General features: G+C 65.9%; 13 protein-coding genes. All 13 read right to left on the bottom strand.

The genetic code is table 11. The features are described 5' to 3' along the window. Window positions 1-219 precede the first annotated feature (219 nt). Complete coding sequence (cysM, locus tag J8I35_RS18105) at window positions 220-1122, bottom strand: cysteine synthase CysM (RefSeq protein ID WP_050011535.1); 903 nt, start codon at window positions 1120-1122, stop codon at window positions 220-222. 214 nt (window positions 1123-1336) lie between these two features. Then, window positions 1337-1684 carry a helix-hairpin-helix domain-containing protein gene (locus tag J8I35_RS18110; protein WP_209926446.1) on the bottom strand — a complete coding sequence of 116 codons (348 nt, stop codon included), beginning with the start codon at window positions 1682-1684 and terminating at the stop codon, window positions 1337-1339. A 74-nt stretch (window positions 1685-1758) separates the two neighbouring features. Then, entirely contained in the window at window positions 1759-2751 is a 993-nt protein-coding gene (gene rfaD, locus J8I35_RS18115) for an ADP-glyceromanno-heptose 6-epimerase (protein WP_050011537.1), read from the bottom strand. A gap of 63 nt (window positions 2752-2814) precedes the next feature. Beyond that, window positions 2815-3765, bottom strand: coding sequence for a D-glycero-beta-D-manno-heptose-7-phosphate kinase (gene rfaE1 / locus J8I35_RS18120; protein WP_124557718.1), 951 nt, complete (start codon window positions 3763-3765; stop codon window positions 2815-2817). Between the two features lie 7 nt (window positions 3766-3772). Continuing rightward, window positions 3773-5173 (bottom strand): UDP-glucose/GDP-mannose dehydrogenase family protein, encoded by a 1401-nt coding sequence (locus tag J8I35_RS18125; RefSeq protein WP_209926447.1) that lies wholly within the window; start codon window positions 5171-5173, stop codon window positions 3773-3775. A gap of 66 nt (window positions 5174-5239) precedes the next feature. Beyond that, a complete protein-coding gene (gene lapB, locus J8I35_RS18130; protein WP_050011540.1) occupies window positions 5240-6412 on the bottom strand; it encodes a lipopolysaccharide assembly protein LapB in 1173 nt (390 codons plus the stop codon). A gap of 55 nt (window positions 6413-6467) precedes the next feature. Continuing rightward, the gene (locus J8I35_RS18135; RefSeq protein ID WP_012328123.1) at window positions 6468-6761 is read right to left on the bottom strand and encodes a LapA family protein; all 294 of its coding nucleotides are present in this window, start codon (window positions 6759-6761) and stop codon (window positions 6468-6470) included. A 221-nt stretch (window positions 6762-6982) separates the two neighbouring features. After that, the gene (locus J8I35_RS18140; RefSeq protein ID WP_006486894.1) at window positions 6983-7306 is read right to left on the bottom strand and encodes an integration host factor subunit beta; all 324 of its coding nucleotides are present in this window, start codon (window positions 7304-7306) and stop codon (window positions 6983-6985) included. Between the two features lie 22 nt (window positions 7307-7328). Continuing rightward, window positions 7329-9059 (bottom strand): 30S ribosomal protein S1, encoded by a 1731-nt coding sequence (rpsA, locus tag J8I35_RS18145; RefSeq protein WP_011694214.1) that lies wholly within the window; start codon window positions 9057-9059, stop codon window positions 7329-7331. 124 nt (window positions 9060-9183) lie between these two features. Beyond that, a complete protein-coding gene (cmk, locus tag J8I35_RS18150) occupies window positions 9184-9870 on the bottom strand; it encodes a (d)CMP kinase (protein ID WP_006476573.1) in 687 nt (228 codons plus the stop codon). 12 nt (window positions 9871-9882) lie between these two features. Continuing rightward, the gene (aroA, locus tag J8I35_RS18155) at window positions 9883-11187 is read right to left on the bottom strand and encodes a 3-phosphoshikimate 1-carboxyvinyltransferase (protein WP_209926448.1); all 1305 of its coding nucleotides are present in this window, start codon (window positions 11185-11187) and stop codon (window positions 9883-9885) included. A gap of 13 nt (window positions 11188-11200) precedes the next feature. After that, window positions 11201-12127 (bottom strand): prephenate dehydrogenase/arogenate dehydrogenase family protein, encoded by a 927-nt coding sequence (locus tag J8I35_RS18160; protein ID WP_209926449.1) that lies wholly within the window; start codon window positions 12125-12127, stop codon window positions 11201-11203. A gap of 176 nt (window positions 12128-12303) precedes the next feature. Further along, window positions 12304-13386, bottom strand: coding sequence for a prephenate dehydratase (gene pheA / locus J8I35_RS18165; RefSeq protein ID WP_050011543.1), 1083 nt, complete (start codon window positions 13384-13386; stop codon window positions 12304-12306). Window positions 13387-13397 lie beyond the last annotated feature (11 nt).

Consider the following 13397-nt stretch of genomic DNA (forward strand, 5'->3'; position numbering starts at 1 on the left):
CGGCAGATGCTCCGCCAACCGGCTCAGGTCGGTTGGGCCGGCATCCAGCATGAAGGTCAGGTGGTCGGTCAGCATCGTGCCGAAAAGTTAACATCTCAGCGCAACGTTTACAACCACTCCTTCCACAAAACAAAAATGCCCTTCGGTCGCTTAACTGAACGGCATTACCGCATATGCGGCGTTTTTTTCGCGTGTGGCGGCAGTGCGTGCCGCCCGGGCTCACGCTGGAAACACGCCCGTGGACAGGTAGCGGTCGCCACGATCGCAGATGATGAACACGATCGTCGCGTTCTCGACCTGACGCGCGATGCGCATCGCGACTTCGCATGCGCCGCCCGACGAAATGCCCGCGAAGATGCCCTCGACCGCCGCCAGCCGGCGCGTCATCGTTTCCGACGCAGCCTGACTCACGCTCTCGACGCGATCGACGCGGCTGCGATCGAAGATGGTCGGCATGTACGCTTCCGGCCACTTGCGGATGCCCGGGATACGCGAGCCGTCTTCCGGCTGCGCACCGACGATCTCGATCGCCGGATTCTGTTCCTTCAGATAGCGCGACGTGCCCATGATCGTGCCCGTCGTGCCCATCGCGGACACGAAGTGCGTGATGCGCCCTTCGGTATCGCGCCAGATCTCCGGCCCCGTGCCTTCGTAGTGCGCGACGGGATTGTCGGGGTTGCCGAACTGGTCGAGGATCACGCCCTTGCCCTCGCGCTGCATCTGCTCCGCGAGGTCGCGCGCCAGCTCCATCCCGCCCTTCACCGGCGTCAGGATGATTTCGGCGCCGTAGGCCGCCATGCTCTGGCGGCGCTCGACCGACAGATCCTCCGGCATGATCAGCACCATCTTGTAGCCGCGGATCGCCGCGGCCATCGCGAGCGCGATGCCCGTGTTGCCGCTCGTCGCCTCGATCAGCGTATCGCCCGGCTTGATGCGACCGCGCGCCTCGGCCTTGCTGATCATCGACAGCGCCGGGCGATCCTTCACGGAACCGGCCGGATTGTTGCCCTCGAGCTTCGCGAGCAGCACGTTGTTGCGCGCGCGAATCTCGTCGTCCGGCAGGCGGACCAGTTGCACGAGCGGCGTATTGCCGATCGTGTCTTCGATAGTTTTGTAAGCCATGGATATACCGTGAGTGCGAGGCCGATCAATCGATCGATTGTAAACCAGCACCGGCACGCGCGCCGGCAACCCCTTTGCGACGATGGAATACGCGTACCGCGCGGTTCGCGTTTCGCCGCGCGCGCGGCCCCACGCAAAAAACCCGCGGCATGCCGCGGGAAGCCGTCGCAACGACGGCGACTGAAGGAGCCCTGTGTCGGGTACGCGCGACCCGTTATTTCTGCGCGGTGCGGGCCGGCACGGCGGCGGGCTTCGCTGCCGCCGGCTTGACCGCGGCCGTCGGCGTCGTGCCCGCGCCCACCGCCGTACCGACCGTCAACCCTTCCTGCTGAAGCCGCTCGACGGTATGCCCGCCCATGCCCTTCACGCGTGCGGCGAGATCGTCCGCATTCCTGAACGGACCGCGTGCGCCGCGCTCGTCGAGAATCGCCTTCGCCCGCGCCGGGCCGATGCCCTTGATGCCGACGAGCGCATCCTCGTTCGCGGTGTTGACGTCGACGGCCGCCCAGGCCGACGCCACTGCGCCGAGCATGACCGCTGCGGCAAACCATTTCCTGATCATGTGCTGGATCTCCGAAGAAAAACGGCCGGCGGCTGCCGACCGTGAGACCCAGTCTATCGATGCAACGCGCCGGTTTAAACCTGGCCGGATAGCCAACGCACGTAGCGGTCGACGCCTTCCTGCACGGTCAGGAACGGTGCGTCGTAGCCGGCCGCGCGCAGTTTCGTCTGGTCGGCCTGCGTGAAGCACTGGTACTTGCCGCGCAGCGCATCGGGGAACGGCACGTATTCGATCAATCCCTGCTCGACCTGCTGCGCGAGCGTCAGCGGCGGCTGGTTGTCGAGCGCGCGCAGCGTATTGACGACCGTCGACGCGATATCGTTGAACGGCTGCGCGCGGCCCGTGCCGAGGTTGAAGATGCCCGACTTCTCCGGATGATCGAAGAAGAACAGGTTCACCTTGGTCACGTCCTCGACCGACACGAAATCGCGCGTCTGCTCGCCCGGCGCATAACCGTTGTACTCGCCGAACAGCTTCACCTTGCCTTCCGCGCGGAACTGGTTGAAGTTGTGGAACGCGACCGACGCCATGCGGCCCTTGTGCGTCTCGCGCGGGCCGTACACGTTGAAATAGCGGAAGCCCGCGATCTGGCTCTTCGCGCTCGGCAGCACGCGACGGATCACCTGGTCGAACAGGAACTTCGAATAGCCGTACACGTTCAGCGGCGCCTCGACGTCGCGCGCCTCGACGAAGCGCGTCGAGCCGCCGTAGATCGCGGCCGACGATGCATACAGGAACTGCGTGCCCTGCGCGAGGCAGGTATCGAGCACCGCGCGGCTGTAGCGGAAATTGTTGTCCATCATGTAGCGGCCGTCGGTTTCCATCGTGTCCGAACAGGCGCCTTCATGAAATACCGCGCGTACCTTGCCGAAATCGCCGCGCGCGAAGCGTTCGACGAATTCGGTCTTGTCGAGATAGTCGTCGATCTCGCAGTCGACGAGATTGCGGAACTTGTCCGCGCGCGTCAGGTTGTCGACCGCGATGATGCGCGTCTCGCCGCGCGCGTTGAGCGCGTTGACGATGTTCGCGCCGATAAAACCGGCTGCGCCGGTGACGATGAGGGTCATGATCGTCCTGCCTGAAAAGTGCGAGCCATTCGTGCGGCGCGCTCGTCGCGCCGCCGAATGCGCTCAGTGAAACAGTTCGTCGTAGTCGACCGTGGCCGTGCCGAGCTTGCCGACCACGATGCCTGCCGCGCGATTCGCGAGCACCACGGCATCGACGAGCGGCACACCGGCGCCGAGCATCGTCGCGACCGTCGCGATCACGGTGTCGCCCGCGCCCGACACGTCGAACACTTCGCGTGCGAGCGCCGGCGCATGCAGTTCGCCGCCCGCGGAAAAGAGCGTCATGCCCTCTTCCGAACGCGTGAGCAGCAGCGCGTCGATGCCGAGCTCCGCACGCAGGGTCGCGACGCGCGCGCGCAGGTCGTCTTCCGATTTCCACTGCCCGACCACCTCGCGCAGTTCCGCGCGATTCGGCGTGATCAGCGATGCGCCGCGATAGCGTGCCCAGTCGTCGCCCTTCGGGTCGACCAGCACCGCCTTGCCGGCCGCACGCGCCTTCTCGATCATCGTCGTGACGTGCGTGAGGCCGCCTTTCGCGTAATCCGACATCAGCACGACGTCGTGCTGCGGCAGCAGCGCATCGAAGCGCGCGAGCCCCGCGAGCAGCACCTCGTGCGTCGGCATCGCCTCGAAGTCGACGCGCAGCAGTTGCTGCTGGCGCGCGAGCACGCGCAGCTTGATCGTGGTCGGCAACGCCGGATCGCGCTCGAGATGCGGCGTCACGCCGCTGCTGCCGAGCAGCTCGACGATCCGCTCGCCGGGTTCGTCGCAACCGACGACGCACAGCAGCCCGGCCTGGCCGCCGAGCGTCACCGCATTGCGCGCCACGTTGGCCGCGCCGCCGAGCCGCTCTTCCTGACGCTGCACGTGCACGACCGGCACCGGCGCTTCAGGCGAAATGCGATCGACGTTGCCGAACCAGTAGCGGTCGAGCATCACGTCGCCGACGACGAGCACACGCGAACGCGCGAGTTGCTCGCGCGGCACCGGAACGACTTCACGAAGAGTATTCATCGTACGTTCAGCCACGGGAAAACGACTGGGGATCGACGTACGGCCGACCGATCGCGTAGTAGTCGATGCCGAGTTCGGCCATCGCATCCGGCTCGTACAGGTTGCGCCCATCGAAGATCACCGGCGCTTTCAGCTCGGCCTTCAGGCGCGTGAAATCGGGGCTGCGGAATTCCTTCCACTCGGTCACGATCACGAGTGCGTCCGCGCCCGTGACCGCGGCGTCCTGCGTGTCGACGAGGTGCAATCGCGCCAGCACGCCGGCATCGTCGCCGAAATCCAGCGCGAACACGCGCCGCGCTTCGTCGACGGCAACCGGATCGTAGGCGCGCACGGTCGCGCCGCGCTCGAGCAGCGCGGCGATCAGGCGGCGGCTTGGCGCCTCACGCATGTCGTCGGTGTTCGGCTTGAACGCCAGGCCCCAGACCGCGAACTCGCGGCCCGTCAGGTCGGCGCCGAAACGCTGCTCGATCTTGCCGATCAGCACGTCCTTCTGCGCATGGTTGGCGGCCTCGACGGCCTCCAGGATACGCAGCGGCTGGCCGTTCTCACCCGCGGTGCGGATCAGCGCCTGCACGTCCTTCGGGAAGCACGAGCCGCCGTAGCCGACGCCGGCGTACAGGAAGTGATAGCCGATGCGCGGATCGGAGCCGATCCCGCGGCGCACGGCCTCGATGTCGGCGCCGACCTTGTCGGCGAGATTCGACATCTCGTTCATGAACGAGATGCGCGTCGCGAGCATCGCGTTCGCCGCGTACTTCGCGAATTCGGCCGAACGCACGTCCATGTAGATCGTGCGCTCGTGATTGCGGTTGAACGGCGCGTAGAGCTTCTTCATCTTCTCGCGTGCGATCGTGCCGGTTTCGTCGTCGTCGACGCCGATGATGATCCGGTCCGGGCGCATGAAGTCCTCGACCGCGGCGCCTTCCTTCAGGAATTCCGGGTTCGACACGACCGAGAAGCGATGCGCGACGCTGCCCGCGAGGCCGCGTGCGGCCAGGGCCTCGTCGACCACGCCGTGCACGCGCCGCGCGGTGCCGACCGGCACCGTCGACTTGTCGACGATCACCTTGAAGCCCGTCATGTGGCGGCCGATGTTGCGCGCGGCCTCGAGCACGTATTGCAGGTCGGCCGAGCCGTCCTCGTCGGGCGGCGTGCCGACCGCGATGAACTGGATCTCGCCGTGCGCGACGCTCGCCTCGATGTCGGTCGAGAAGCGCAGGCGCCCCGCCGTGCGGTTGCGCGCGATGATGTCCAGCAGCCCCGGTTCGTGAATCGGCATCCCGCCGTTGTTCAGGATGTCGATCTTGCGCGGATCGACGTCGAGACAGAAGACGTCGTGACCGATCTCCGCGAGGCACGCGCCCGTGACGAGGCCGACATAGCCGGTGCCGATGATGGTGATTTTCATAGATGTTCCGGTACTTCCCGGTAATAGACTAACTTGGCCGCAGCGCGTCGGCTCCGCGTGCCGGGATCAGCCCGGCATCGCGGGTTCGACGCGGCGCGGCGCATAGGTTTCCCAGCCGCTGCATCCGGGGCACTGCCAGTAGAAGAGCCGTGCCCGGAAACCGCAATTCTGGCACGTATACCGCGGCAGATTTTTCGTACGCTGCTTGATCAGCGCACGCATCATTTCAAGTTCCTTACGACGCGGTTCGTCGGCCGCCGCGATCTGCGCATCGAGCAGGTGCAGCATCCCCGACAGGTTCGGCGACTTTTCCATCTGCGTGCGCGCGAGCGTGTGCGCCTCATCCTGGCCGCGCAACCCGGCGATATGCTGATAGGCGATGTCGAGCAGGTCGTTCGACGGATAGCGATCGACGTACCCCATCAGCAGCTCGGCGCCTTCGACGTTCTTGCCGAGCGCGACGTACGCCTTCATCAGCTTGTCGGCGACGAGCGGCAGATACGCCGGGTTCTGCGCTTCGACGCGCTTCCAGTGCTCGATCGCGGCCGCGTGGTCGCCCGCCGCTTGCGCCGCGTCGCCGGACAGGATCGTCGCACGGACGTTCTGCGGATTCACGGTCAGCGCACGGCGCAACTGTTCGGCCGCCACGTCGGCCTGCTTGCGCTGCAGCGCGTCCTGCGCGAGTTCGCAGTGAAACTGCGCAATTTCGATGCCGAGCGGCTTGTCGCTCATCGATTCGATACGTTTCGCCGTATCGATCGACTTGTTCCAGTCCTTCTCGATCTCGTAGATCGTCAGCAGCGCCCGCTGTGCGCCGAGCGCGTAGTCGCCGTCCGCGAGCTTGTGGAACGCCTCTTCGGCGCGATCCAGCAGGCCGGCCTTCAGGAAATCCTGACCCAGTTCGTACAGCGCGTGGTCGCGCTCGTTGACCGGCAGGTCGGTGCGGCTCAGCAGGTTCTGGTGCACGCGGATCGCGCGGTCGGTCTCGCCGCGACGGCGAAACAGGTTGCCGAGCGCGAAGTGCAGCTCGACCGTTTCGGGGTCGAGCTTGGCCACCTCGATGAACGCATCGATCGCCTTGTCGGGTTGTTCGTTCAACAGAAAATTCAGGCCGCGAAAATACGAGCGCGGCAGGTTGGCGCTCTCCGACAGGAGATTCTTCAGGTCATAGCGTGACGCCGCCCAACCGAGCGCGAACGCAACCGGAATCGCGAGCAACCACCAGAAATCCAGATCCATGCGAAATATCGAAGCAGAGACGAAAACCGCGCGAGGAATCGCGCGGCGTCCGGGGTTAAATGACGGGCGGCATCGGCGGCTGGTCGATGACGGCAGGCGTTTCGCGCGCCGCACGCAGATCGCGCTTCAAACGCCCGTTCTCGAGACGCAAACGAAAGATCGAAGGCAGCGCGGACAGCAGGCCGGCCAGCAGCCCCACGGCGAAGAATGCCAGGCCGATCAGGATCAGCGGCGCTTGCCATGCATAGCCGGCAACGAAATTCAGCGTCGCGGTTTGTGTATTGGCCAGCGCAAGCACCAGCAGCAGGACGAACACCAATACCCGGATCAGCCAGACGATAAACTTCATGAAGCCCTCTCTTTGTTGAGGTTTGCCGCGGCGCGCGACTCCCCTTCGTCGCACCGAATCGACCCGTATTGTAAAGGAAGCGTTTCCGCGGCTGCGCAGATCCTGTGCGCGGCGTTGCGGGTCGGTTGCCGGACATGCCGCCGGAAATGAAAAAAGCGCCCACAAGGGGCGCTTTTCTTTTCAGCCTTCGCCAGACAGGTTCCGGGCTCACCGAACGACGCTCAACGCTCGTCGTCCGGATCGTCAGCCTTCAGCGGTTCACCGGCGCGGCCGTCGACGCGTTCACGCAATTCCTTGCCAGGTTTGAAGTGCGGCACGAACTTCTCGGGCACCTGCACTTTCTCCCCCGACTTCGGGTTGCGTCCGACGCGCGCCGGGCGACGATTGAGGCCGAAGCTGCCGAAACCCCGAATTTCAATGCGATGCCCTTTCGCCAGGGCGTCGGACATCGCATCGAGCATCGTTTTCACCGCGAAATCCGCATCCTTGAGGACAAGTTGCGGAAATCGCGATGCCAGCTGCGCGACCAACTCGGATTTGGTCATACTTCAGCAGACCTCGTAAGGCTTACTGGTTCTGGCCGTCGAGCTTCGCCTTCAGCAGCGCGCCGAGGTTGGTCGTACCGGTCGCAGCAGCGCTGGAGTCCGACTGCAGGCCGCGGATCGCTTCCTGTTGTTCAGCCGAATCCTTCGCCTTGATCGACAGGTTGATGCCGCGCGACTTGCGATCGATGTTGATCACCATCGCGTTGACCTTGTCGCCTTCCTTCAGCACGTTGCGTGCATCTTCGACGCGATCCTGCGAGATTTCCGACGCACGCAGGTAGCCTTCGATGTCGCCCGTCAGCGTGACGACCGCACCCTTCGCATCGACCGTCTTCACGACGCCGTCGACGATCGAGCCCTTGTCGTTCATTGCAACGTAGTTGCTGAACGGGTCGCCTTCGAGCTGCTTGATGCCGAGCGAAATGCGCTCCTTCTCGACGTCGATACCGAGCACGATTGCTTCGACTTCGTCGCCCTTCTTGTACTTGCGAACGGCTTCTTCGCCGGCTTCGCTCCACGACAGGTCCGACAGGTGGACCAAGCCGTCGATGCCGCCCGGCAGACCGATGAACACGCCGAAGTCGGTGATCGACTTGATTGCGCCCGTGATCTTGTCGCCCTTCTTGAAGTTGCGGCTGAAGTCATCCCACGGATTCGGCTTGCACTGCTTCATGCCGAGGCTGATACGACGGCGGTCTTCGTCGATCTCGAGGACCATGACTTCGACTTCGTCGCCCAGCTGGACAACCTTCGACGGCGCGACGTTCTTGTTGGTCCAGTCCATTTCCGACACGTGGACGAGGCCTTCGATGCCCGATTCCACTTCGACGAATGCGCCGTAGTCGGTGATGTTCGTGACCTTGCCGAACAGGCGCGTGCCCGACGGGTAACGGCGCGAGATGCCTTCCCACGGATCGTCGCCCAGTTGCTTGATGCCCAGCGAGACGCGGTTCTTCTCTTGGTCGAACTTGAGGATCTTCGCGGTGACTTCCTGGCCGACCGACAGGACTTCGCTCGGGTGACGCACGCGACGCCATGCGATGTCGGTGATGTGCAGCAGGCCGTCGATGCCGCCGAGGTCGACGAATGCGCCGTAGTCGGTGATGTTCTTGACCACGCCGTTGACGATCGCGCCTTCCTTCAGCGTCTCGAGCAGCTTCGCGCGCTCTTCGCCTTGGGTTGCTTCGATCACTGCACGACGCGACAGCACGACGTTGTTACGCTTGCGATCGAGCTTGATCACGCGGAACTCGAGCGTCTTGCCTTCGTACGGGGTCGTGTCCTTGACCGGACGCGTGTCGACCAGCGAACCCGGCAGGAACGCGCGGATGCCGTTGACCATCACGGTCATGCCGCCCTTCACCTTGCCGGTGATCGTGCCGGTGACGAGTTCGTTGTTGTCGAGGGCCTTTTCCAGCGACAGCCACGATGCAAGGCGCTTCGCCTTGTCGCGCGACAGGATCGTGTCGCCGTAGCCGTTTTCGAGTGCGTCGATCGCGACGGACACGAAATCGCCCGACTGCACCTCAACCTCGCCCTGATCGTTCAGGAATTCCTCGATCGGAATGTAAGCCTCGGACTTCAGGCCTGCATTGACGACCACGAAGTTGTGGTCGACGCGCACGACTTCGGCGGAAATCACTTCGCCGGCGCGCATGTCTTGGCGGGTCAGCGACTCTTCGAACAGAGCCGCAAAGGATTCGGTATTCGGGGTGGAGGTTTGCAGGTCGGACATAAAAATCTGATTGTGCATGGCTCGCTGTGCCACGCCGGCCGGAATGGCAGGCTGAAAGGGCCAGATCGAGGACCACACGGGGTTAAGGGTTCGAAACACGCTCCGCGCTTGCGACGCGAAGCACCTACCGCTGCCCGCCTTCTCAGGCGGGCTGGCCGAGCGCCCGGTACCACTGCAGCACCTGATCGACCGCTTCATCGACCGAAAGCGCCGACGTATCGAGCAGCTTGGCATCTGCCGCAGGCTTCAGCGGCGCGGCTGCGCGATTGCTGTCGCGCGCGTCACGTTCACGAAGATCCCGGAGCAAGTCATCTATATTAGCAGAAAAACCTTTTTGCATCAATTGCTTATGCCGCCTGGTCGCGCGCGCCTCGGCGCTGGCCGTCAGGAACACCTTCAGCACGGCGTCCGGGAAGATCACCGTGCCCATGTCGCGCCCGTCCGCCACGAGGCCCGGCGTCTTGCGGAACGCGCGCTGGCGCGCGACGAGCGCGGTGCGCACGGGGCCGTGCACGGCAATGGCCGACGCGCGGTTGCCGACCGCTTCGGCACGAATGTCGTTCGACACGTCGACGCCGTCGAGCTGCGCGCACCCTTCACGGAACGTGATGTGCAGATCGTCGATCAGCTTCACGAGCGCGTCGATGTCCTCCGCGGCGATGCCGTAGCGCACGCTCGCGAGCGCGGCGAGCCGGTACAGCGCGCCGCTGTCGAGCAGGTGGAAGCCGAGGTGCGCGGCGACGAGCGCCGCGACGGTGCCCTTGCCGGAGGCGGTCGGGCCGTCGATCGTGATGACGGGAGTCGGGTGAAAGGGTCGGGTCGATTTCATCGGAACAGTGGGTCAGGCCTTGGCGAGCGCGGCGAAGCGGTCGAAATAGTCGGGGAACGTCTTGCCGACGCACTTCGGATCGTTGATCCGCACGGGCACGCCGCCCAGGCTGACGAGCGAGAAGCACATCGCCATCCGGTGATCGTCGTACGTATCGATCGCCGCGTTCGGCGTGAGCTCTTCCGGCGGCGTGACGACGAGATAGTCGGGGCCTTCCTCGACGATCGCGCCGACCTTGCGCAGCTCGGTCGCCATCGCGGCGATGCGGTCCGTCTCCTTCACGCGCCAGCTCGCGATGTTGCGCAGCGTGCTCGTGCCGCTCGCGAACAGCGCCGCAACCGCGATGGTCATCGCTGCGTCGGGAATCAGGTTGAAGTCCATGTCGATCGGCTCGAGCTTGCCGTGATCGTGGCCGATGCCGCGCACGTCGATCCAGTCGTCGCCCATCGTCACGTTCGCGCCCATCTGCATCAGCGCGTTCGCGAAACCGACGTCGCCCTGGATGCTCGCGCGCCCCACGCCCTCGACCCGCAGCGGGCCGCCGCCCAGCGCACCGGCCGCGAGGAAGTACGACGCGGACGACGCATCGCCCTCGACCATGATCCGTCCCGGCGACTTGTAGCGAACGCCGGCCGGCACGACGAAACGCTGCCAGCCGTCGCGCTCGACGGTCACGCCGAAGCGCGCCATCAGCCGGATCGTGATGTCGATGTACGGCTTCGAGATCAGTTCGCCGTCGACTTCGACGACGGTCGTGCCGTCCTTCGTCTTCACGAGCGGCAGCGTCATCAGCAGCGCGGTGAGGAACTGGCTCGACACGTCGCCGCGCACGCGGATCGGCGCATCGACCGCAATCGTCGCGGGCTTGATCCGCAGCGGCGGGTAGCCTTCGTTCAGCTCGTAGTCGATCTGCGCGCCGATCTGGCGCAAGCCGTCGACGAGATCGCCGATCGGCCGTTCGTGCATGCGCGGCACGCCGTGCACGCGATAGTCGCCGCCGTTTACCGCGAGCGCGGCGGTCAGCGGCCGGACGGCCGTGCCCGCGTTGCCGAGGAACAGGTCGGCCGTCTTCGCGGTGAACGCGCCGCGCGTGCCGGTGACCACGCAGGTGTCGCCGTCGCGCGCGAGCTTCACGCCGAGCTTGCCGAGCGCGTCGAGCATCACGCGCGTGTCGTCGGAGTCGAGCAGGTTGGTGATCGTCGTTTCGCCTTCGGCGAGCGCCGCGAGCAGCAGCACGCGGTTCGAAATGCTCTTCGAGCCGGGCAGGCGCACGGTGCCCGAAGCGCTGGAGTACGGGCCGAGATCGAGATAGTCCATGGGAATCGTCCTGTTATTTCTTGACCGGTTCGGCAGCGGGCGCGCCGCCGCGCTCCTGCCATGCCTTGCGTGCGGCGCGCGAGCGCGTGAATACGGCTTCGAGCGCCGCGCCGTCGCCGGCGTCGATCGCCGCGCGCAGCCGCGTGAGCACGCGCGTGTAGCCGTCGAGTTCGTCGAGCAGCGCCGCGCGGTTCGCGACGCACACGTCGCGCCACATTTCCGGGTTCGACGCCGCGATACGCGTGAAATCGCGGAAACCACCGGCCGCGTACGAGAATTTCAGTTCCGCGTCGGCCTCGCCGAGAATCTGCTCGACGAGCGCGAACGACAGCACGTGCGGCAGATGGCTGATCGACGCGAACACGCGATCGTGCTGCTCCGTGCTCATCGTGCGCACGTCGGCGCCGGTCGCGCGCCACATCGCGTCGATCCGGGCCACCGCGTCGGGCGCGTTCTCCCGCAGCGGGCACAGCACGACGTTGCGGCCGACGTAGAGGTCCGGCAACGCCGCCTCGACGCCGCTCGATTCGCGCCCCGCGATCGGATGACCGGGCACGAACTGCGCGATCCGCGCGCCGAGTACGTCGCGCGCAGCCGCGACGACGTCGGACTTGGTGCTGCCGGCATCGGTGACGATCGTCGCACCGTCGAGCCACGGCGCGATGCGCGCGAGCAACGGGCCCGTCTGCGCGACGGGCGCGGCCAGCAGGACGAGATCGGCGCCGGCAAGCGCGTCGCGCAATTGCGCGTCGTCGTCGAGCGCCGCCGCGCGGTCGATCACGCCGAGCGAGCACGCACGTTCGACCGACGCGCGCGAACGGCCGACGCCGACGATCTCGCCCGCGCCGCCCGGCGCGCGCTCGCGCAGCGCGCGGGCCAGCGATCCGCCGATCAGGCCGACGCCGAAGATGACCAGTTTGTTGAATGCAAAGCCTGACACGACAAGAGCCAAGTTACGCGCGCGAAACGACGCCCCGCACGCGGAATTCCAGATTCCGGGCAACGGGCCCGCACCCGGCGCCACCTGCGCCGGATACCGCCCGAACCCGCCTTCGGCAGCGGACCGGCCTGCCCTGCCCGCCCCGCCTGCGCCAAGCAAGCGACGGCCGCCGCGCGTCAGCGTGCGCGCGGATACGAACCGAGTATCTTCAGGAACGCGGCCTTCTGGCCGAGTTCCGCGAGCGCGGCCGCCACCGCCGCATCGTCACGGTGCCCTTCGATGTCGATATAGAAGTAGTACTCCCACGTGCCGACGCGCGCCGGACGCGACTCGAAGCGCGTCATCGACACGCCGTGCCGTGCGAGCGGCTCGAGCAGCTTGAACACGGCGCCCGGCTCGTTCTTCACGGACACGATCAGCGACGTCTGGTCGTGACCGCTCTGCCCGGCCGGCTGCTTGCCGACGATCACGAAGCGCGTGCGGTTGTGCGGATCGTCCTGGATCAGCGAGAACGCGATCTGCAATCCATAGTGTGCGGCCGCGCGGTCGCCGGCAATCGCCGCGACGGTCGGATCGGCCGCCGCGAGGCGCGCGGCCTCCGCGTTGCTCGCCACGGCCTGCCGCTCGAGCTGCGGCGCATTCGCCGCGAGCCACTGCTGGCATTGCGCGAGCGCCTGCGCATGCGCGCAGACGCGCGTCACGCCGTCGAGCGTGCCGCTCTGCGTGAGCAGGTTGTGATGGATCGGCAGCGCGAGTTCGCCGCTGATCACGAGCTGGGTCTGCAGCAGCAGGTCGAGCGTGCGCGATACCGCGCCTTCGGTCGAATTCTCGACCGGCGCGATGCCGAACGCGGACGCACCGGCCTCGACCGAGCGGAACACCTCGTCGATCGACGGGCACGGCAGCCCTTCGATCGACTGGCCGAAATACTCGAGCATCGCCTGCTCGCTATACGTGCCGACCGGCCCGAGGAACGCGACGTGGATCGTCTGCTCGAGCGCACGACTCGCCGCCATGATCTCGCGCCAGATCGCGCTGATGTGCTCGCTCGCGAGCGGCCCGGCGCTCATGTCCTGCAGCCGCGCGATCACCTGCAGCTCGCGCTCGGGCCGGAACACCGGCGCGTTGAAATGCTTCTTGACCTCGCCCACCTCGAGCGCCACCGCGGCGCGCTGGTTCAGGAGCGCGATCAGCTGCGCGTCGATCGCGTCGATGCGGTCGCGCAGCGGTTTCAGGCGGGAATTCAGTTCGTCGTCCATGCGTTTTGCCG

The organism is Burkholderia sp. CpTa8-5, assembly GCF_017815045.1.
Lineage (GTDB): Bacteria > Pseudomonadota > Gammaproteobacteria > Burkholderiales > Burkholderiaceae > Burkholderia > Burkholderia sola.